The 20,757-nt window shown below is 63.4% G+C and carries 19 protein-coding genes and 1 pseudogene; 11 read left to right on the top strand and 9 right to left on the bottom strand.

The genetic code is table 11. The annotated features are described in order from the left end of the window. Position 1: 1 nt before the first annotated feature. Positions 2 to 915, top strand: a pseudogene (locus K3F44_RS24690) (calcium/sodium antiporter); the annotation flags it as partial. Between the two features lie 42 nt (positions 916 to 957). Here the strand turns inward: K3F44_RS24690 and K3F44_RS24685 are convergent. The 5 genes from K3F44_RS24685 to K3F44_RS24665 form a co-directional block, all read right to left on the bottom strand. After that, positions 958 to 2,319 (bottom strand): amino acid permease, encoded by a 1,362-nt coding sequence (locus tag K3F44_RS24685; protein WP_101316810.1) that lies wholly within the window; start codon positions 2,317 to 2,319, stop codon positions 958 to 960. A gap of 63 nt (positions 2,320 to 2,382) precedes the next feature. After that, positions 2,383 to 3,324, bottom strand: coding sequence for an AEC family transporter (locus K3F44_RS24680; RefSeq protein ID WP_101316808.1), 942 nt, complete (start codon positions 3,322 to 3,324; stop codon positions 2,383 to 2,385). A 150-nt stretch (positions 3,325 to 3,474) separates the two neighbouring features. Beyond that, positions 3,475 to 4,053, bottom strand: coding sequence for a DJ-1/PfpI family protein (locus K3F44_RS24675; protein ID WP_101316806.1), 579 nt, complete (start codon positions 4,051 to 4,053; stop codon positions 3,475 to 3,477). A gap of 80 nt (positions 4,054 to 4,133) precedes the next feature. Next, on the bottom strand, positions 4,134 to 5,291 hold the full coding sequence (locus K3F44_RS24670) for a phosphatidylserine/phosphatidylglycerophosphate/cardiolipin synthase family protein (RefSeq protein WP_220633139.1): 1,158 nt from the start codon (positions 5,289 to 5,291) through the stop codon (positions 4,134 to 4,136). Between the two features lies 1 nt (position 5,292). Next, the gene (locus K3F44_RS24665) at positions 5,293 to 5,874 is read right to left on the bottom strand and encodes a YceI family protein (protein ID WP_101316802.1); all 582 of its coding nucleotides are present in this window, start codon (positions 5,872 to 5,874) and stop codon (positions 5,293 to 5,295) included. A 211-nt stretch (positions 5,875 to 6,085) separates the two neighbouring features. Between K3F44_RS24665 and olsB the strand changes: the two genes are divergently transcribed. Together olsB and K3F44_RS24655 are read left to right on the top strand one after the other, a co-directional pair. Continuing rightward, on the top strand, positions 6,086 to 6,841 hold the full coding sequence (olsB, locus tag K3F44_RS24660; protein WP_101316799.1) for an L-ornithine N(alpha)-acyltransferase: 756 nt from the start codon (positions 6,086 to 6,088) through the stop codon (positions 6,839 to 6,841). Beyond that, positions 6,841 to 7,629, top strand: a complete 789-nt coding sequence (locus K3F44_RS24655) for a 1-acyl-sn-glycerol-3-phosphate acyltransferase (protein WP_101316797.1) — start codon at positions 6,841 to 6,843, stop codon at positions 7,627 to 7,629. Before olsB ends, K3F44_RS24655 begins: the two co-directional genes overlap by 1 nt. Here the strand turns inward: K3F44_RS24655 and K3F44_RS24650 are convergent, their stop codons facing one another. Then, positions 7,630 to 8,208 carry an ACP phosphodiesterase gene (locus K3F44_RS24650; protein ID WP_188035448.1) on the bottom strand — a complete coding sequence of 193 codons (579 nt, stop codon included), beginning with the start codon at positions 8,206 to 8,208 and terminating at the stop codon, positions 7,630 to 7,632. 222 nt (positions 8,209 to 8,430) lie between these two features. Between K3F44_RS24650 and K3F44_RS24645 the strand changes: the two genes are divergently transcribed. The 3 genes from K3F44_RS24645 to K3F44_RS24635 are packed head-to-tail and all read left to right on the top strand — an operon-like array spanning position 8,431 to position 10,986. Further along, positions 8,431 to 8,733 carry a helix-turn-helix transcriptional regulator gene (locus K3F44_RS24645; RefSeq protein WP_101316793.1) on the top strand — a complete coding sequence of 101 codons (303 nt, stop codon included), beginning with the start codon at positions 8,431 to 8,433 and terminating at the stop codon, positions 8,731 to 8,733. A 13-nt stretch (positions 8,734 to 8,746) separates the two neighbouring features. Further along, on the top strand, positions 8,747 to 9,916 hold the full coding sequence (locus tag K3F44_RS24640; RefSeq protein WP_220633138.1) for an MFS transporter: 1,170 nt from the start codon (positions 8,747 to 8,749) through the stop codon (positions 9,914 to 9,916). A gap of 20 nt (positions 9,917 to 9,936) precedes the next feature. Continuing rightward, entirely contained in the window at positions 9,937 to 10,986 is a 1,050-nt protein-coding gene (locus K3F44_RS24635; RefSeq protein WP_101316789.1) for an alkene reductase, read from the top strand. A 46-nt stretch (positions 10,987 to 11,032) separates the two neighbouring features. On the opposite strand, the gene K3F44_RS24630 is transcribed toward K3F44_RS24635, so the two are convergent. The 3 genes from K3F44_RS24630 to K3F44_RS24620 all read right to left on the bottom strand — a co-directional run bounded on the left by K3F44_RS24630 (position 11,033) and on the right by K3F44_RS24620 (position 13,882). Next, positions 11,033 to 11,860: an ATPase gene (locus tag K3F44_RS24630; protein WP_150570810.1), complete on the bottom strand. Its 828-nt coding sequence runs from the start codon at positions 11,858 to 11,860 to the stop codon at positions 11,033 to 11,035. Between the two features lie 86 nt (positions 11,861 to 11,946). Further along, a complete protein-coding gene (locus K3F44_RS24625) occupies positions 11,947 to 12,942 on the bottom strand; it encodes an NAD(P)-dependent oxidoreductase (RefSeq protein ID WP_101316785.1) in 996 nt (331 codons plus the stop codon). Between the two features lie 49 nt (positions 12,943 to 12,991). Further along, entirely contained in the window at positions 12,992 to 13,882 is an 891-nt protein-coding gene (locus K3F44_RS24620; RefSeq protein ID WP_101316783.1) for a LysR family transcriptional regulator ArgP, read from the bottom strand. Between the two features lie 126 nt (positions 13,883 to 14,008). Here K3F44_RS24620 and K3F44_RS24615 point away from each other — a divergent pair, with 126 nt between their 5' ends. From K3F44_RS24615 to K3F44_RS24595, 5 genes are all read left to right on the top strand, one after another. Further along, complete coding sequence (locus K3F44_RS24615) at positions 14,009 to 14,608, top strand: LysE/ArgO family amino acid transporter (RefSeq protein ID WP_188035446.1); 600 nt, start codon at positions 14,009 to 14,011, stop codon at positions 14,606 to 14,608. Positions 14,609 to 14,789: 181 nt separating this feature from the next. Further along, positions 14,790 to 15,386 (top strand): superoxide dismutase, encoded by a 597-nt coding sequence (locus K3F44_RS24610; RefSeq protein ID WP_101316779.1) that lies wholly within the window; start codon positions 14,790 to 14,792, stop codon positions 15,384 to 15,386. A 249-nt stretch (positions 15,387 to 15,635) separates the two neighbouring features. Then, positions 15,636 to 17,687: a bifunctional diguanylate cyclase/phosphodiesterase gene (locus tag K3F44_RS24605; protein WP_101316777.1), complete on the top strand. Its 2,052-nt coding sequence runs from the start codon at positions 15,636 to 15,638 to the stop codon at positions 17,685 to 17,687. Positions 17,688 to 17,836: 149 nt separating this feature from the next. Further along, positions 17,837 to 19,174 carry an imelysin family protein gene (locus K3F44_RS24600; RefSeq protein ID WP_103436147.1) on the top strand — a complete coding sequence of 446 codons (1,338 nt, stop codon included), beginning with the start codon at positions 17,837 to 17,839 and terminating at the stop codon, positions 19,172 to 19,174. 153 nt (positions 19,175 to 19,327) lie between these two features. Beyond that, positions 19,328 to 20,755, top strand: coding sequence for a di-heme oxidoredictase family protein (locus K3F44_RS24595; RefSeq protein ID WP_220633137.1), 1,428 nt, complete (start codon positions 19,328 to 19,330; stop codon positions 20,753 to 20,755). Positions 20,756 to 20,757: the final 2 nt, after the last annotated feature.

The following is a 20,757-nucleotide window of genomic DNA, read 5'->3' as shown; positions in this document are numbered from 1 at the left end:
CGCGCCGCAATTGACTGTCAGCCTGCAAGCGGCCTATCAAGGTGCGCCTGACGTCGCTGTCGGCAGCGTGATCGGCAGCAACATCTTCAATGTGCTGGTGATTCTCGGCTTTACCGCGCTGATCATCCCGCTGCGCGTGTCGCGCCAACTGGTGCGTCTGGACATCCCGTTGATGGTGGCCGCCAGCGCCTTGGTCTACCTGCTCGCGGCCAACGGCCAGCTGGGCCGCTTCGAAGGCGCGCTGCTACTGCTCGGGCTGCTCGGTTATCTGTTGATCCTCTGGCACCAATCGCGCCACTACGCGCGTACTTATCCGGCACCGAATGCCCTCGAGGTCAGCCGCCTGCGCTTCTGGAGCGGTGCTGTGGGGCAGACCGCGTTGGGCCTGGTATTGCTCAGCATTGGCGGCCATCTGCTGCTGGAAGCCGCAGTGGAAGTGGCCACTGACCTTGGCCTGTCGGAACGGATCATTGGGCTGACCGTAGTCGCCGTCTGCACCTCGTTGCCGGAGCTTGCCGCTGCGCTGGTTGCGGCGCTGCGCGGTGAGCGCGAAGTGGCGGTAGTACGGTGATCGGCAGCAACCTGTTCAATTTGCTGGCAGTGCTGGGTGCGACCGCGCTGGTCACCCCTGCCCCGCTGTCGATCTCACCGAATGCGCTGGCCTTTGACTTGCCGGTAATGCTCGGCGTCGCCTGCCTGAGCCTGCCGGTGTTCTACTCCGGCTACCGCGTCACACGCGCCGAGGGGCTGGTGTTTCTCTGCCTGTACCTGGCCTACGGCCTGCATGTGGTGACCTTCACCACCGGCATGCCGTTGGCGGGCAAGCTGGAGAAACTGATGCTGTTCTACGTGCTGCCGCTGCTCGCCCTGACGCTGCTCTACACCACCGTGCGCGCCTGGCGACGTCAGCACTGAGGCCTGCGCAGGTTTAGCCGCGCAGGCCTTGCAGCAAACACCTCAGCGCTTGGCCTGACGCTGCTTCTTGAGCTTGAACGCAATGCCCAGTGCGGCAATCCACAGCGGGATCAGCATCACCGAGATGCGGATCGGCGGAGTGAGGTACATCACCACCAGGATCAGCACGATGAACGCCAGGCACAGGTAGTTGGTGATCGGATGACCCCAGCTGCGGTAGAACGGCGTTTCGCCGGCAGCGATCTTGGCCTTGCGGAATTTCAGGTGGGTGATGCTGATGCTTGCCCAGTTGATCACCAGCGCTGATACCGCCAGCGCCATCAACAGGCCGAAGGCTTCGCCCGGCATCAGGTAGTTGATCACCACGCACAAACCGGTGGCCGCTGCCGACACACCCAACGCGGTCAGCGGCACGCCGCGACGGCTGACCTTGAGCAATTGACGCGGTGCATCGCCCTGGCTGGCCAGGCCGAACAGCATGCGGCTGTTGGCGTACACGCAGCTGTTGTACACCGACAGCGCCGCGGTCAGTACCACTACGTTGAGGATGGTCGCGACCAGGTTGCTGTCCAGCTCATGGAAGATCATCACGAACGGGCTGCCGCCCTGCACCACCTTCTGCCACGGGTACAGCGACAGCAAGATCGCCAGCGCACCGATGTAGAAGATCAGGATGCGGTACACCACCTGGTTGGTCGCCTTGGGAATGCTCACCCGCGGGTTTTCCGCCTCGGCGGCGGTGATACCGACCAGCTCCAGGCCGCCGAACGAGAACATGATCACCGCCAGAGCCATGATCAAACCGCCGACGCCATTGGGGAAGAAGCCACCGTATTGCCACAGGTTGGCGACGCTGGCATCCGGGCCACCCTGGCCGCTGGTGAGCAACCAGGCGCCAAAGCCGATCATGCTGACAATCGCCACTATTTTGACCAGAGCGAACCAGAACTCCATCTCGCCGTAGACTTTGACCTGAGTCAGGTTGATCAGGTTGATCACCACAAAGAAGATCGCTGCCGTGGCCCAGGTCGGGAAGTCCGGCCACCAGTACTGCACATAGATGCCGACTGCGGTCAGCTCGGCCATGCCTACCAGCACATAGACCACCCAGTAGTTCCAGCCCGAGACAAAGCCGGCAAACTCGCTCCAGTATTTATGGGCGAAGTGGCTGAAGCTGCCGGCAACCGGCTCTTCCACCACCATTTCGCCAAGCTGACGCATGATCAGGAAGGCCATCAGGCCGGCAATGGCATAACCGAGCAACACCGATGGGCCGGCCATCTGGATGGTCTGGGCAATGCCCAGGAACAGCCCGGTGCCGATGGCCCCGCCCAGCGCGATCAGCTGGATATGGCGATTTTTCAGGCCGCGCTGTAACCGCTCGGGCGAGTTCTGGTCTTGCATGGAGTGTCCTTAGGTCAGGTGGCAGCGTTGTTGCTGTTGTTGTTCTGTTCAGGCAGCAAGGATCTAGATCCAGCCGCCCCACTGCAAGATGAAGATGCCGATATTGGTGGTAATCGCCGCCATCAGGGTCGTGATGACGATGATCGCCGCCGCTAACTGATGATTGGCATTGGCCGCGCGGGCCATGACATAGCTGGCGGCAGCGGTAGGGCTGCCGATGTACAGGAACAGGATGCCCAGCTCGGCACCGCGGAAACCACACAGCCAGGCGCCGAGGGTGCCGATCAGCGGCAACCAGACCATCTTCACCAGGCTGACATCCACCGCCAGCTTGCCGCTGTCGCGCAGCGCCGCCAGCGACAAGGTGCCGCCAATGCAGATCAGCGCCAGTGGCAGGGTCATCTGCGCCAGATAGTCGCCCGAGGTCAGCAGCCAGTTCGGCAGCGGCACCTGGGCGTAGGCCATGGGTGTGGCGAGCAGCACGCTGATGATCAGCGGGTTGCTGAAAACACTTTTGCAGATGCTCCACGGATCGGACTTGAGGTCCGGGCTGTACACCGCCAGCACCACCGCCGACAGCGAGTTGTACAGGAGGATCACCAGGCCGGCGAGCACCGCGCCCAGCGAAATGCCGTAATCACCGTACAGGCTGGCCGCCAGGGCCAGGCCAATAACGCCGTTGTTGCCGCGAAAAGCCCCCTGGGTGTAGATGCCGCGCTCGGCCAGCGGCGCGCGCCAGATCGCCAGGCCCCAGGACAAGGCGAAGCCGATCAGGGTAATTGCGGTGAAGTAGACCAGCACACCGGGTTTGATCGCTGCATCCAGATCGGCATGGTAGATGCCAAGGAACAGCAGCGCCGGCATGCACACGTTGAACACCAGCGTCGAGGCAACCTTGGTGAAGTTGTCGTCGATCAGGTGCAAACGTTTGAGCAATACGCCCATGAACAGCATGGCGAACACCGGTGCAGTGATGTTCAGCGTCTGGATAAGAAGGGCGAGCATGCGCGAGCGGTCCTGGTTTTGGGGTTGCCGTTAGGGGGCTAATGATACGCCAGGCGCTGGGTTTTGCGGACAATAGCCACTGCTAAAAGGATATTTCCTACATAACTGCCGCTTTTTGCTGTCAGCCTCGCCCCCTGCACAGCGGCCGATTCAAGAAATCCGAGTGCCCAGCACTTTCAGGAACGCTGCCAGCCAGGCGGGATGCGCCGGCCATGCCGGCGCGGTAACTAGATTGCCCTCGACGTGGGCCTGATCCACCGCGATATCGATGAAAGTACCTCCGGCCAGACGCACTTCCGGCGCGCAGGCAGGGTACGCGCTGCACTCGCGACCACGCAGCACGCCTGCCGCTGCCAGCAGCTGGGCGCCATGGCACACCGCGGCAATCGGCTTGCGCGCCTCGTCGAAAGCCCGCACCAGCGCCAGCACCTGCTCGTTCAGGCGCAGGTACTCAGGTGCGCGGCCGCCCGGGATCAGCAAGGCGTCGTAGCTTTCGGCGCGGGCCTGGACGAAGTCGAAGTTGAGGGCAAAGTTGTGCCCGGGTTTTTCGCTGTAGGTCTGCTCGCCTTCGAAGTCGTGGATAGCGGTACGCACCGTCTGCCCCGCGATTTTCTCCGGGCACACCGCATGCACGGTGTGGCCGACCATGCTCAGCGCCTGGAACGGCACCATCGCTTCGTAGTCTTCGACATAGTCGCCCACCAGCATGAGAATCTTCTTGCCTGTCATCGCCACCGCTCCTTGCCTAGCCTGGGATCAATCAGAGCACGATAGACCGCTTCGGCGCTTACCGATATGCGCCGTTCATCTCAATTGCGCCGATCCAGCAGGTTGGCCACCAGCCGGTCCATCCAGCCCCAGATCCGTTGCTTGACTCGCCGCCACAACGGCCGCGCGTTCCAGTGGGCCAGATCAACCTCCTCGCTGAGGGCAAAGTCGCGCTCGAAACTGGCGCTGACTGCTGCGGTCAGGCTGGGGTCGAGCGCTTCGATGTTGGCCTCCAGGTTGAAGCGCAGGTTCCAGTGGTCGAAGTTGCACGAACCGACGCTGACCCAGTCATCGATCACGACCATCTTCAGGTGCAGGAAGCACGGCTGGTATTCAAAGATGCGCACGCCAGCGCGCAGCAAGCGTGGGTAATAGCGGTGCCCGGCGTAGCGCACCGAGGGGTGGTCGGTGCGCGGCCCGGTCAGCAGCAGGCGCACGTCGATGCCGCGCGAAGCAGCCCGACGCAGAGAACGACGCACACTCCAGGTCGGCAAAAAATACGGCGTCGCCAGCCAGATGCGCTGCTGCCCGCTGTTCAGGGCACGCACCAGCGAATGCAGGATGTCGCGGTGTTGCCGGGCATCGGCGTAAGCCACCCGGCCCATGCCCTGCCCTTGCACCGGCACTTTGGGCAGGCGTGGGAGACCGAAACCAGCTGGCGGTCGCCAGGCGGTGCGACGGTCATTGGCATGCCATTGGCGATCGAACAACAGCTGCCAGTCGCTGACCACCGGTCCCTGGATCTGCACCATCACTTCATGCCATTCGCTGCGCTCGGCCTGCGGCTGCCAGAACTCATCGGTGACGCCCGTGCCGCCGACTACCGCCCAGCGGCTGTCGACCAGGAGAATCTTGCGGTGATCGCGGTACAGATTGCGCACGCCGCGGCGCCAGTGCAGGCGGTTGTACCAGCTCAACTGCACACCGGCGCCAAGCAAGCGCTGGCGCAGCGCAGTGGTGAAGGCCAGCGAGCCGTAGTCATCAAACAGGCAGCGCACCTGCACGCCGCGCCGGGCGGCCTGCTCCAGCACAGTGACCACTGCCTCGGCGCACGTGCCGGCCTCGACCAGATACAGCTCCAGATCGACCTGGCGCTCGGCCTCGGCAATAAGGTGCAACATCCGCGGGAAGAAATCGGGGCCGTCGATCAGCAGCTCGAAATGATTACCGTCGCGCCAAGGAAAGACCGGCCCTGGCATATCAGCGGGCGTTGAAGATCAGCACCGCATTGACCGGTACCGAGGGGTTGATGGACTTCAGCTTGGCGAACTTGCGCAGGCTCTCGAGCCCAGGCAGCAGGCCATAGTCAGCGGCGCGCAGGATCAACGGTTCAAGGGTCACCACCTGAAAGCGCCGCTCGTCCAGGCGCGTGGCCATCAGCAATGCGTTGTAGCTGTGCGAGTGGCCGTGCAGGGTGACGGTCAGCGGCAGGCGCAATTCGATCTGCGCGCCGTTGGCGAGGTTGTCGATCGGGCGCAGGTCGATCTGCGCCTTGACCTTCGCTTCGGGGAACTGGTCGACCTCGAACAGGCCATCGCGCATGCGCTCGTCACGCAGCGGGATACCACTGCTGACCGAATCCATCTCGATCCGCAGGCCGGCTGCGCCCTTGCGATCGACGCTGCCGTGCAGCACCAGAAAGCGATGCACTTCGGTGATCTCGCCGTTTTTGCCGGTGACGAACGACAAGCGCGAAGACTCACCGTCCAGGTGCCAATTGGCATGAGCGGGCAGGCACAACGCCAGGAACAGGGCGGGAAGCAGACGGGCAAGCATGGGCATGGGAAATTCCGTGAAACAAAGCCGTGAACATTACCCGCCCGCCTTCGGTGCAGCAAGCAGCAGTCTCGCGGCCCCTCAGGTACGGCCAGCGGTGGCTGTCACGCAAGCATCACCAAAGATTCACCGAGGTGACACCCCCCCTACCTAGGCTGACCCTGCACAACAAAGCCGACCGGCAGCCCCGCACATGGTTGGCCAATGGAGACTCGCAATGACCCAGATCGCTCGCTCAGGCGACACCAGCACTGAACGCCGTCTGCAAGCCGAGCGCCTGCTAGGCGCTGCGGCCCTGCAAGAAGCTCAGGCCCTGCGTTTCAAGGTGTTCAGCGGTGAACTCATGGCCAAGCTCAAGGGCGCCGAACAGGGCCTGGACATGGACGATTTCGATATCCACTGCCGCCATATCGGCGTGCGTGACCTGAGCACTGGCCGCCTGGTTGCCACCACCCGCTTGCTCGACCACCAAGCCGCGAGCAGCCTCGGGCGTTTCTACAGCGAAGAAGAGTTCAGCCTGCACGGCCTGCTGCAATTGCAGGGGCCGATCCTTGAACTGGGCCGCACCTGCGTCGACCCGGCCTATCGCAACGGCGGCACCATCGCCGTGCTCTGGGGCGAGCTGGCCGAGGTGCTCAACGAAGGCAGCTACAGCTACCTGATGGGCTGCGCGAGCATCCCCATGCAGGATGGCGGCGTGCAGGCCCACGCGATCATGCAGCGCCTGCGTGAACGCTACCTGTGCACCGAAAACCTGCGCGCCGAGCCGAAAAAACCGCTGCCGACTCTGGCCCTGCCGAACAACGTGATTGCCGAAATGCCCCCGCTGCTCAAGGCCTACATGCGCCTGGGCGCGAAGATCTGCGGCGAACCGTGCTGGGACGAGGACTTCCAGGTCGCCGACGTGTTCATCCTGCTCAAACGCGACGACCTCTGCCCGCGCTACGCCCGCCACTTCAAGGCAGCGGTGTGATGCTGAGGCTGCGGGTCGCCGCCCGCCTGGCACGTTTGCTGTGGGTGCTGCTGATCGGCATGACCATGGCCAGCGTTACCGCGCTTGGCCAGCGTCTGCGTGTGCCGGTGTCGCTGGCTCTGCGCCAGCGCTGGAGCCGCTGGTACATGCAGCGCCTGGTCGGCGCGCTGCCATTTCAGGTCGAGGTGCTCGGCGAGCTGCCGCAGCGGCCGATGCTGTGGGTCGGCAATCATGTGTCATGGACCGACATTCCGCTGCTCGGCATGCTCACCCCGCTATCATTTCTGTCCAAGGCCGAAGTCCGTCACTGGCCGCTGGCCGGCTGGCTTGCCGAGCAGGCCGGGACGCTGTTCATCCGCCGCGGTGGCGGTGACGCCCAAGGCCTGCGCGAGCAGATCAGCCAGCAATTGGGCGACGCCCTGCCGCTGTTGATCTTCCCGGAAGGCACCACTACCGATGGCCGCAGCCTGCGCACCTTCCACGGCCGCCTGCTGGCCGGCGCCATCGATGGCGCTACCCCACTGCAACCGGTGGCGATTCAGTACTGGCGCAGTGGTGAGGTTGATCCAATTGCACCTTTCGTTGGCGATGACGACCTGGTTTCACACCTGCTGCGCTTGTTTGCCCAACCGCGTGGGCAGGTACGCATTCAGTTGCTGGCGCCGATCAGCAGCGTCGGCAAGGAGCGCGCGCAGCTGGCGTTTCAGGCACAACAAGCCATTCATGGCGCCCTGTTCGGCCACGAGCAAGCCGAGTTGGCCCCACGCCGGCAAGCGCGAGCGGCTTGATCAGCGGGGCCAGCGGGCGCTGGCGAACGCCTGCAGCTGTGGATAAAACGCTCTGAAGTCTTCCAGCAACGGCTGGTACAGCGCCTCCAGTTCGGGCATTACTCCCGCCAAGCCTTCGGGGCGCGACAGGCGCCGGCCTATGCCTCGGAATACGTACTCCAGCGTAGCGAAATCGCCGTACGCGGACAGCCAGTCGTCCGCGGCCATCATCGGAGCGATATGCGCGAGCCGGCCTGGCAGCTCGGGCTCGGCGAGCAGGACCTGGTAAAAGCGCTGGGTAAACTCGGTCAGCGGCTGGGCGGCGTAGTCGTGCCAGTGGTGCGCCAGGCAATGGTCGAAAAATACGTCGAGCACGATTCCGGCGTAGCGCCGCCGCTCCCGCGGGAAACGGGCCAGTGCGGCTAGCACTATGGGGTGGCTGTCGGTGTAGCTGTCGATCCAGCGGTGGAGCTGGATGGCAGCTTCCAGGGTGGGCGGGAAACGGCCGTGCAGGGTGCCTTTGACGAAATCGCCGTATAGGCTGCCGAGTAGTTGTTGCGGCTGTTGGCCGCCTAGGTGGAGGTGGGCTAGGTAGTTCATGGGGGCAGTATAGGGTTTCTGCGGGTGGGTCGGCTTGGGATGATGGATAGCTGGCTGCGGGCTTGTCTGGTTTTTGTGGTGTTTTACTGACCCCCAATATCGTTATAACCCGATATAGCGATTCGACCCGAGCTAAGACCAACATCATATTTGTATATCGCGAAATACCGATTTATATTTCGTCCTATCGCGATATAGCGCCCTACCCCAAGAGCCTCCCCCATGCCCCTGGACCTCGACGAAACCATCAAAGCCCTGTCCCACCCAGTCCGCCGCGAAATCCTCGGCTGGCTCAAGGACCCGGCCACCCAGTTCCCCGATCAACAGCACAGCATCGAGCACGGTGTCTGCGCCGGCCAGATCGACCAACGCTGCGGCCTCTCGCAATCCACCGTGTCGGCCCACCTCGCCACCCTGCAACGCGCAGGCCTGATCAGCAGCCAGAAAATCGGCCAGTGGCACTTTTTCAAACGCAACGAGGACGCGATCCAGGCGTTTCTCAAGCAACTGAGCGAAACGCTCTGACGAGGATTCAGCGATGCCCCTTCCACTCTTGATGCTGGCGCTGAGCGCCTTCGCCATCGGCACCACCGAATTCGTCATCATGGGCCTGCTGCCCGAAGTGGCGAGCGACCTCGGCGTGTCCATCCCTGGTGCTGGCTGGCTGGTTACCGGCTATGCCCTGGGCGTCGCCATCGGCGCACCGTTCATGGCCCTGGCCACCGCCCGCCTGCCACGCAAGGCCGCGCTGGTCACGCTGATGGGCGTGTTCATCGTCGGCAACCTGCTGTGCGCCGTCGCCGCTGACTACAACCTGTTGATGTTCGCCCGTGTAGTCACCGCGCTGTGCCATGGGGCCTTCTTCGGCATCGGTTCGGTGGTCGCCGCCAGCCTGGTACCGGCCAATCGCCGTGCCTCCGCCGTAGCCTTGATGTTCACCGGCCTGACCCTGGCCAACGTGCTCGGCGTGCCGCTGGGGACTGCGCTGGGCCAGGTCGCCGGCTGGCGTTCGACCTTCTGGGCAGTGACCGTGATCGGTGTGATCGCGCTGATCGGCCTGATCCGCTACCTGCCGCTGCAACATGACGAGGAGGCGGTCGACATGCGCGCTGAACTGGCCGCGCTGAAAGGGGCCGGTATCTGGTTGTCGCTGAGCATGACCGTGCTGTTCTCGGCCTCGATGTTCGCCCTGTTCACTTATGTCGCGCCGCTGTTGGGTGATGTCACCGGGGTTTCGCCCAGCGGCGTGACCTGGACCTTGCTGCTGATCGGCCTTGGCCTGACCCTGGGCAACATCATCGGCGGCAAGCTCGCCGACCGCCGTCTGGGCGCAACTCTGATTGGCGTGTTTGTGGCCATGGCGGTGATCTCGACGGTGTTCAGCTGGACCAGCAGCGCCGTGATCCCCGCTGAAATCACCCTGTTCCTGTGGGCCACAGCTGCCTTTGCCGCCGTGCCGGCACTACAGGTCAACGTGGTCACCTACGGCAAGGCTGCACCGAACCTGGTGTCGACCTTGAACATCGGCGCCTTCAACCTGGGCAACGCCCTCGGCGCCTGGGTCGGCGGTAGCGTGATCGCCCATGGTCTGGGCCTGACCCGCGTACCACTGGCCGCCGCAGCCCTGGCGCTGTTGGCCCTGATCGTCACCCTCATCACTTTCAACCAGCGCGGCAACGATGCCGAGCTGGCCACCGCTGGCAACTGAACCTTTGCGAGGCTGAACCGATGACTACGCTATTCGATCCACTGCTGCTGGGTGACCTGCAGTTGCCCAACCGCATCATCATGGCGCCGCTGACCCGCTGCCGCGCCGACGAAGGCCGCGTGCCCAATGCGCTGATGACCGAGTACTACGTGCAGCGCGCCAGCGCCGGGCTGATTCTCAGTGAGGCGACTTCGGTGACGCCAATGGGCGTTGGCTACCCGGACACCCCCGGCATCTGGTCCAACGACCAGGTGCGCGGCTGGCACAGCCTGACCAAGGCAGTGCATGCTGCCGGCGGGCGGATCTTCCTGCAGCTGTGGCACGTCGGGCGCATCTCCCACCCCAGCTACCTCAACGGTGAACTGCCGGTTGCGCCCAGCGCGATCCAGCCCAAGGGCCATGTCAGCCTGGTGCGTCCGCTGGCCGACTACCCAACCCCGCGGGCACTGGAAAGCGAAGAGATCGCCGACATTGTCGAGGCCTATAGGATCGGTGCCGAGAACGCCAAGGCGGCGGGCTTTGATGGCGTCGAGATTCATGGCGCCAACGGCTACCTGCTGGATCAGTTTCTGCAAAGCAGCACCAACCAGCGCAACGACAACTACGGCGGTTCACTGGAGAACCGTGCCCGGCTGCTGCTGGAGGTGACCGATGCGGTGATCGAAGTGTGGGGCGCCCAGCGCGTCGGCATGCACCTGGCGCCACGCGCCGATGCCCATGACATGGGCGATGCTGACCGCGCCGAGACCTTCACCTACGTCGCCCGCGAACTGGGCAAACGCGGTATCGCGTTTATCTGCTCGCGGGAAAAACTCGCCGACGACAGCCTCGGCGCGCAGATCAAGCAAGCATTCGGTGGGCCGTACATCGTCAACGAACGCTTCGACAAGGCCAGCGCCAACGCTGCCCTTGCCGGTGGCCTGGCCGATGCCGTGGCGTTTGGCGTGCCGTTCATTGCCAACCCGGACCTGCCAGCACGTTTGGCCGCCGATGCGCCGTTGAACGAGGCGCGGCCGGAGGGGTTCTATGGCGGTGGCGCGGTGGGCTATATCGACTATCCACGGCTGTAAGCAGATGAATGGGGCCGCCTTGCGCGGCCCCCCATCAGCATTACGGCTATGGCCGGGCGTTGATCTGCTGTTGCAGGTTCTGCACCTGGTTCTGCAGGGTGTTCAGGCTGCGCGTGGTCTGCCCCCTGAAAGCGTCGAATTCCTGCACCGAGGCACCGCTGCTGGCCGCTGCTGCGGGGCGATTGTCGATCTGGCTCTTCAGCACCAGCACGTCCTGCTCCAGACTGCTGATCGCCGCGCTCGGGTTGCCCTGCTTCTTCAGCGCGGCAATCTCGCTGTTCAGGCTCTTGAGCTCGTTGTCGAGCTTGCCGCCATCCAGCTGGCCCGCCTTCAGCGCCGCCAACTCGGCATTCACCGCCTTCAACTGCGCCTGCAATTGGGTCTGCAATTCAGTTACAGCTTTTTGCTGGTCGCGGGTATCGGCCAGCACCTGTTCCAGACGCTTGCCGAGGTCGCCGGCCTGACCGGCCACGCCCTGCTGCTGCTTGCCCTGCTCGGCCAGGCTGGCCTGCAACTGGCGAATCTGCAGTTTCAAGGCTTCGCTGCCGGTGTTGACGCTGGCATCGCTGGCTTCGACCTTGCCGCTGATCGCTTGCAGCCGGCCGGCGGCTTCCTCGCTGATGCGGGCAAAGCTCTCCTGGGTCGCGACCAGTTGCTGCTCCATCAGCGAAATCTGCTGGAAGCTCCACCAGCCGAGCCCGGCCAGGGCGATGAACGAGGCCACCAGCAAAGCCCAGAGCGGCGCGGTGTTGGTCGGCCGTGCGGCTTTCTGGCGGCTGCGCGCCACGTGCTCGGGGAGCAGTTCATCGTCATCTCGGGTGCCGGCACGCAATGTTGGCACGTCGTCGAAGTCGTCGCGAAGATCGTTACGCATGGGGGCTTTCAACCACAGTCATAGCAAAGAGACACAGTATAAACCGCCAGCGCGTTACGTTGATGACCATCATCAAGGCGCGCGCTTCAGCGGTTGTGCGGGACGTTCTTCCACCAGCCGCAGAACTCGTCGAGCGCGCTCCACAGGCTGACCTGAGGCCGGTAATCCAGATGCTGCCGGGCCCGACTGATGTCGAGGGTGAAGTCCTTGCTCATGACCTGCATACCCAGGCGTGACAAGGTTGGCTGCGGGCGGCCAGGCCAGAGCATGCACGCCGCTTCGTTGAGTGCTGCCAGGCTGTAACCCAGGCCGTAGGAGCGGTAGCGGGTGACCTGCGGCAACTGCATCTGACGCATGACGTAATTGACCACATCCCACAGCGGCAGCGGCTGGCCGTTACTGATGTTGTAGGCCTGGCCGAGCGCCTCATCATCTGCAAAGAGTGCGCTGAGCAACGCTTCGTTGAGGTTGTGCACACTGGTGAAGTCGGCCATGTTCAGGCCGTTGCCGATGATCGCCAGGCGGCGCTTGCGCTGCATCTGCAGCAAGCGCGGGAAGATGTTCGCATCGCCGGCCCCGGTGACCAGCCGTGGGCGCAGGGCGAGCACTTCGAGGCCGAACTCCTGCGCGCCGAAGACCTTCTGCTCGGCGAGAAATTTGGTCGTGGCGTAATGGTCATGCATGCGCCGCGGCAGCTGCTGTTCCTGCACATTCAGGCGGGAGCGGCCATTGAAGTAGATCGACGGCGACGACAGGTGTACCAGCCGGCGCACATGTTCCTTGAGGCAGCCTTCAACGACGTTTTCGGTGACCACCACATTGCCCTGATGGAAATCCTGGTAGCGCCCCCAGGCGCCGGTCATGCCCGCGCAATGCACCACGGCATCGACGCCCTGGCACAGACGCCGGGCCAGCTCGGCATCACCGAGGTCACCCGGGATGAACTGCGCGCCGCGCTTGACCAAATGCTCCACGCCTTCGGCACGCCGCCCGTTGACCCGGACCTCAAGGCCCTGCTCCAGGGCAAAACGCGCAAAGCGCCCGCCGATAAAGCCGCTCGCGCCGGTGACCAGAATTCGCATGTAACACTCCGCCTTGCCAGATTTCAGATGCAGTTGACGTCGCGACCGGCTACAACGGCACTAGCCAACCTGGCGCCATTTGGCGCAGGTGCTCGGTCAATTGGGCGAGCAGTTGCCCGCCATTGCGCCAATGATGCCAGTACAGCGGCACATCGATCGGAGTATCGGCGCAGATTTCCACCAGTTCGCCACACTGCAGCTGCGCAGTCACCTGCCGCTCCGGCACCAGGCCCCAGCCCAGGCCGGCTTCGGTCATGCGCAGAAAGCCCTCCGAGGACGGGCACAGGTGATGCAAAAATCCATCGGCAATGCCTAGCGATGCGAGATAACGGTGCTGAAGGAAGTCATCCGGGCCGAACACGATCGCCGGGGTCCGCGCCAGCCGGCTGGCGTCGAAGCCCTGCGGAAAATGCCGGGCCATGAATGCCGGGCTTGCCAAGGCGCGATAGCGCATGGCGCCCAGTGGCTGGCTGCGCGCGCCGGCCACCGGGCGCTCGCTGCCACACAGGCAAGCCGCAACCTCACCGGCGCGCATGCGCTTGAGGCCGACGTCCTGATCCTCGACTACCAGGTCCAGCAACACCGGCTGTTCGGCGCAAAACGCGCCCACCGCACCGGCCCACCAGGTCGCCAGGCTATCGGCATTGAGCGCAATGCGCAGACGTTCGGGCATACCGCCTTCGTCCAGCGCCGGCACCTGGCGCTGCAGGTCACGCTCGAGCAGGCGCACCTGCTGCACATGGTTGAGCAGTTGCCGGCCGACTTCGGTCGGGCTCGGCGGCATGGCGCGCACCAGTACCGGCTGGCCGACCCGCGCTTCGAGCAGCTTGATCCGCTGCGACACGGCCGATTGCGACAGGCCAAGCACTTGTGCTGCGCGCTCGAAACCGCCTTGTTCGATGACCGCCGCCAGGGCCGCCAGGAGCTTGTAGTCGAACATCGATTTCTCTAATGCCTGATCAGCTTTATTGGTTTTTCTTATACAACGCAGATCGGCACAATGACCAGCATTCGATCAAGCAATCAGCGCCAGCCAATCGGTTGGTGGCAGTGGAGTGTCTGCGCTATGTGGCAAAGTTATACGAACGGCATGCTGGTTGCCTTTGGCCTGATCATGGCCATCGGCACGCAAAACGCGTTTGTCCTGGCGCAGAGCCTGCGCCGTGAACACCATCTGCCGGTGGCCATCCTCTGCGTGGTCTGCGACGCCCTGCTGGTTGCCGCCGGAGTGTTCGGACTGGCCACGGTGCTGGCGCAGAACCCGACGTTGCTGGCTGCTGCGCGTTGGGGCGGCGCGGCGTTCTTGATCTGGTACGGGGCCAAGGCCTTGCAACGGGCCTGCTCCAAACAAAGCCTGGAGCAGGAGCAAGGCCAGGGCTCCCGCTCGCGCCGGGCGGTGCTGCTCAGCGCCTTGGCAGTGACCCTGCTCAACCCCCATGTGTACCTGGATACGGTGCTGCTGATCGGCTCCCTGGGCGCCCAGCAAACCGTGCCCAGCGCTTACGTAGCAGGGGCGGCCAGCGCCTCACTGGTGTGGTTCTTCACCCTCGCCCTCGGCGCAGCCTGGCTGGCACCGTGGCTGGCACGGCCGGCGACCTGGCGCCTGCTCGACCTGATGGTGGCAGTGATGATGTTTGCGGTGGCCGCGCAGCTGATTCTGGGCTGAATGCCACTGGCGCCGGCGCTGCAACTATTTGTCCCTATAGTTGTTGCGTGGTTATGCGCGGGGGCTGGTGATATGATCCAAGGCTTGCGTCGCAAAGAGTACAAACTCGCCGACGTACCTCGGGCCGCCCGTGATCGGCCTTGCGCAAACCGCGAATTAGACCTGAATCAGGAGATCCACCATGGCTTTTGAATTGCCGCCGCTGCCGTACGCCCATGATGCCCTGCAGCCGCACATCTCCAAGGAAACCCTGGAGTATCACCACGACAAGCACCACAACACCTATGTCGTGAACCTGAACAACCTGGTCCCAGGCACCGAATTCGAAGGCAAGACCCTGGAAGAGATCGTCAAGACCTCTTCGGGTGGCATCTTCAACAACGCCGCTCAGGTCTGGAACCACACCTTCTACTGGAACTGCCTGGCACCAAACGCCGGCGGCCAACCGACTGGCGCACTGGCCGAGGCCATCAACGCCGCTTTCGGTTCGTTCGACAAGTTCAAGGAAGAGTTCACCAAGACTTCGGTCGGCACCTTCGGTTCCGGTTGGGGCTGGCTGGTGAAGAAAGCTGACGGTTCCCTGGCACTGGCCAGCACCATCGGCGCCGGCAACCCGCTGACCAACGGCGACACTCCGCTGCTGACCTGCGACGTCTGGGAGCACGCTTACTACATCGACTACCGCAACGTCCGTCCTAAGTATGTCGAGGCGTTCTGGAACCTGGTCAACTGGAAGTTCGTTGCCGAGCAGTTCGAAGGCCAGACCTTCAAGGCCTGATCGACTTCGCTTTTGGCACAAAAAAAACCCGGCACTCGCCGGGTTTTTTTATGCCCGCTCGCACCGCTGCAAATCCAGCTTGATCCGCCCGCATAGCGCGCTAACATCAAATCTCTGGGAAAGTTGGCGTATAGCACTAAAGTAGCAAGCCTGCGCAACCGATACAGTAGCAATGCAACAAAGGGTCGATAGTGTCTTGCCACAACTACTGGCAAAATAATGGCATGCGCATGGATTAAGGAATCCCCATTGAAGCTGCAATTGCGGAACAGCTTATCGGTCAAGTTGCTCAGGGTAGTGCTGCTGTCGGCGCTAGCGGTTGGCGTCGTCCTTAGCTGTGCGCAGATCGTCTACGACACCTACAAGACGCGTCAGGCGGTGAACAGCGATGCCCAGCGCATCCTCGACATGTTCCGTGACCCGTCGACGCAGGCGGTTTACAGCCTCGACCGGGAAATGGGCATGCAGGTCATGGAAGGCCTGTTCCAGGATGACTCGGTGCGCATGGCCTCGATCGGCCACCCCAACGAAACCATGCTCGCAGAGAAATCGCGACCGCTGCGCGACATGTCGATGCGCTGGCTGACCGATCTGTTGCTCGGTCAGGAACGCACCTACACCACGCAACTGGTCGGCCGCGGCCCCTACAGCGAGTATTACGGCGACCTCAGCATCACCCTCGACACTGCCGCCTATGGCAAAGAATTCCTGATCAACGCCGTGATCATCTTCATCTCCGGTGTACTACGAGCGCTGGCCATGGGCCTGGTGCTGTACCTGGTCTACCACTGGCTGCTGACCAAGCCGCTGTCGAAGATCATCGAGCACCTTACCCAGATCAACCCTGATCGGCCCAGCCAGCATCAGATTCCGCTGGTCAAAGGCCACGAAAAGAATGAACTGGGTTTGTGGGTCAACACCGCCAACCAGCTGCTGGCCTCGATCGAGCGCAATACCCACCTGCGCCATGAAGCCGAGAACAGCCTGCAACGTATGGCTCAGTATGACTTTCTGACCGGCTTGCCCAACCGCCAGCAATTGCAGCAGCAACTGGATAAGATCCTCGTCGATGGCGGCCGCCTGCAGCGCCGAGTGGCGGTGCTGTGCGTAGGTCTGGATGACTTCAAAGGCATCAACGAACAATTCGGTTATCAGGTCGGTGACCAGTTGCTGCTGGCCCTCGCCGACCGTCTGCGCGCACACAGTGGCCGCCTCGGCGCCCTGGCCCGGCTGGGCGGCGACCAGTTTGCGCTAGTCCAGGCCGACATCGAGCAGCCTTACGAGGCGGCCGAGCTGGCCCAGAGCATCCTCGACGACCTGGAGGCGCCGTTTGCCCTCGAGCAGCAGGAAATCCGCCTGCGCGCGACCATCGGCATCACCCTGTTCCCGGAGGACGGCGACAGCACCGAAAAGCTCCTGCAAAAGGCCGAGCAGACCATGACTCTGGCCAAGGCGCGCTCGCGCAATCGCTACCAGTTCTACATCGCCAGCGTCGACAGCGAAATGCGCCGACGCCGCGAACTGGAAAAGGACCTGCGCGAAGCCCTGCCGCGCAACCAGCTGTACCTGGTTTATCAGCCGCAGATCAGCTACCGCGACCACAGCGTAGTCGGCGTCGAGGCCCTGCTGCGCTGGCAGCATCCGCAGCTGGGCATGGTCCCGCCCGACCAGTTCATCCCGCTGGCCGAGCAGAATGGCCACATCATCCCGATCGGCGAATGGGTCCTCGACCAGGCCTGCCGGCAACTGCGCGAATGGCATGATCAGGGCTTTGGCGAGCTGCGCATGGCGGTCAACCTGTCGACCGTGCAACTGCACCACAACGAGCTGCCGCGGGTGGTCAACAACCTGCTGCAGGCCTATCGCCTGCCGCCACGCAGCCTTGAGCTGGAAGTCACCGAAACCGGCCTGATGGAAGACATCAGCACCGCCGCCCAGCACCTGCTGAGCCTGCGTCGCTCAGGTGCGCTGATTGCGATTGACGACTTCGGCACTGGTTATTCTTCGCTCAGCTACCTGAAATCGCTGCCGCTGGACAAGATCAAGATCGACAAGAGTTTTGTCCAGGACCTGCTCGATGACGACGATGACGCCACCATCGTTCGCGCCATCATCCAGCTCGGCAAGAGCCTTGGCATGCAGGTCATCGCCGAAGGCGTGGAAACCGCCGAGCAGGAGACCTACATCATTGCCCAGGGCTGCCATGAGGGGCAGGGCTATCACTACAGCAAGCCGCTGTCGGCGCGCGAGCTGACTGCCTACCTCAAGCAGGCCCAGCGCAATCAGGTCTCAGTGCTGTAAACCCCGCCAGAACAGGAAAATGCCCCACCCGCGGGCATTTTCATGAATTCACTGCCCCCCCCCTTTACAGCAAATGCAAATCTTTCGCATGATGTCACGGTTTCGCGTGCCACGGCACACGTCCAAACCCACCACGCAGGAAACCAACAATGATTCGTATGCCTCTGGCCTCCGCCAGTCTGCTGGCCATCGCTATCGCCCTCGCCGGTTGCGGCGAAGGCAAAAATGACAAGGCCGCCGCTCCGCAAGCCCAGGCACCTGCTGCCGCCAGCACCACCGCCGCGACCGCCGGGGCGATCGACGAGGCGGCTGGCAAGGCCGTGGTCAAGCACTATGCAGAGCTCGTCTCGGCCGTCTACAGCGACTCGCTGAGCACCGCCAAGACCCTGCAAAGCGCGATCGACGCGTTCCTCGCCACGCCTAACGACGAAACCCTGCAAGCCGCCAAGGATGCCTGGGTCGCTGCCCGCGTGCCGTACCTGCAGAGCGAAGTGTTCCGCTTCGGCAACACCATTATCGATGACTGGGAAGGTCAGGTTAACGCCTGGCCACTGGACGAAGGCCTGATCGACTACGTCGACAAGAGCTACGAGCATGCGCTGGGCAACCCTGCCGCCAGCGCCAACATCATTGCCAACACCGAAATCCAGGTTGGCGAAGACAAGATCGACGTCAAGGACCTGACCCCGGAGAAACTCGCCAGCCTGAATGAGCTGGGCGGCTCCGAGGCCAACGTCGCAACCGGTTACCACGCAATCGAATTCCTGCTCTGGGGCCAGGACCTGAACGGCACCGGCCCAGGTGCGGGCAACCGTCCGGCGTCTGACTACCTGGAAGGCGCTGGCGCCACCGGTGGCCACAACGACCGTCGCCGTGCCTATCTCAAGGCGGTCACCGACCTGCTGGTCAAAGACCTCGAAGAGATGGTCGGCAACTGGGCACCAAACGTTGCCGACAACTACCGCGCCACCCTGGAAGCGGAGCCGGTCAACGACGGCGTGCGCAAGATGCTGTTCGGCATGGGCAGCTTGTCGCTGGGTGAACTGGCGGGCGAGCGCATGAAGGTTTCGCTGGAAGCCAACTCGCCGGAAGACGAACACGACTGCTTCAGCGACAACACCCACTACTCGCACTTCTACGATGCCAAGGGTATTCGTAACGTCTACCTGGGCGAGTACACCCGCGCCGACGGCAGCAAGCTGACCGGCCCGAGCCTGTCGTCGCTGGTGGCCAAGGTTGACCCGGCTACCGACGCCACCTTGAAAGCTGACCTGGAGGCCACCGAGGCCAAGATCCAGGTGATCGTCGATCATGCCCTCAAGGGTGAGCACTACGATCAGCTGATCGCTGCCGACAATGCTGCCGGCAACCAGATCGTGCGTGATGCGATTGCTTCGCTGGTCAAGCAGACCGGTGCGATCGAGCAGGCCGCGGGCAAGTTGGGGATTGCCAACCTGAATCCGGATACTGCTGATCACGAGTTCTGATTCGGGCTGTAAACCTACTCTATTGGGGCCGCTTTGCGGCCCCAATTGCAGCAGCAACCTGACAACGATTTCATCCAGTAATTGCAAATTGCTCTTATTCAAACAATCCCGTCCTGCTAAGCTTGCACGCCGGTTTTCTGCCCAAGCCCAGGATTGTTGATGTCCTTGCTCCGCCTAAGCCCCCTGCTGCTGGCCGCTGTTCTGGTCGCCTGTGACGACGCCCCGCGTTTCACTCAGGCCGAACCAGGCGAGGCCCTGTCCGGTGGCAAGGCAACCGTCCTGCGCAGCGATCGCCAGGCCTTCTCCCTACCCTCTGCCAACCTCAGCCCCGAACGGCGGCTGGACTTTGCCGTGGGCAACAGCTTTTTCCGCAACCCGTGGGTAATCGCTCCGGCGACCACCACAGCGCGTGACGGGCTCGGCCCGTTGTTCAACACCAACGCCTGCCAGAACTGCCACGTCCGCGACGGCCGCGGGCACCCGCCGGAACTCGACGACAGCAACGCAGTGTCGATGCTGGTAAGGCTGTCGATCCCCGACCAGCCCGCCTACGCCAAGGAAATCGAACGCCTGGGCGTGGTCCCGGAGCCGGTCTACGGCACGCAGTTGCAGGACATGGCCATCCCCGGCATCAAGCCCGAGGGCAAGGTCCGCGTCAGCTACAGCAGCGAGACCGTACCCTTCGCCGACGGCCACACGGTGGAATTGCGCCGCCCGCAATTGCAGATCACCCAGCTCGGCTACGGCCCGCTGCACCCCGACACGCGTTTCTCGGCGCGGATCGCGCCGCCGATGATCGGCCTGGGTTTGCTTGAGGCAATCCCCGAAGCGGCGATTCTGGCCAACGCCGACCCGGACGATCGCGACGGCGACGGCATTCGTGGGCGCGCCAATCAGGTCTGGGATGACGCCCAGGGTAAGACCGTGCTCGGCCGCTTCGGCTGGAAAGCCGGGCAGCCCAACGTCAACCAGCAGAACGTGCATGCCTTTGCCGGCGACATGGGCCTGACCAGCACGCTCAAGCCCCATGACGACTGCACCCTGGCCCAGACCGATTGCCTGGCCGCGCCCAACGGTGACGGCGCCGACGGCGAGAAAGAGGTCAGCGACAATATCCTGCGCCTGGTCACCTTCTATACCCGCAACCTGGCCGTGCCGGCCCGCCGCAACGTCGACGCACCACAGGTGCTGGCCGGCAAGAACCTGTTTTTCCAGGCCGGCTGCCAGGGCTGCCACACGCCGCAGTTCACCACGGCCAGCGCAGGCGTCGAGCCGGAGCTGGCCAACCAGCTGATTCGCCCCTACAGCGACCTGCTGTTGCATGACATGGGCCCCGGCCTGGCCGACCAACGCAGCGAGTTCGCCGCCGGTGGCCAGGACTGGCGCACAGCGCCGCTGTGGGGCCTGGGCCTGACCGAAACGGTCAGCGGCCACACTCAGTTACTGCACGATGGGCGCGCCCGCAACCTGCTCGAAGCCGTGCTCTGGCATGGCGGCGAAGCGCAGGCGGCGCGCGACCAGGTCTTGACCTTCAATGCCGAGCAACGCGCCGCGTTGCTGGCTTTTCTGAATTCACTTTAACG

The sequence above is a fragment of the Pseudomonas sp. S07E 245 genome (assembly GCF_019599025.1).
Lineage (GTDB): Bacteria > Pseudomonadota > Gammaproteobacteria > Pseudomonadales > Pseudomonadaceae > Aquipseudomonas > Aquipseudomonas shirazensis.
Note: the sequence above shows the minus strand (reverse complement) of the source record. Positions and strands in the feature narration are given on the sequence as shown.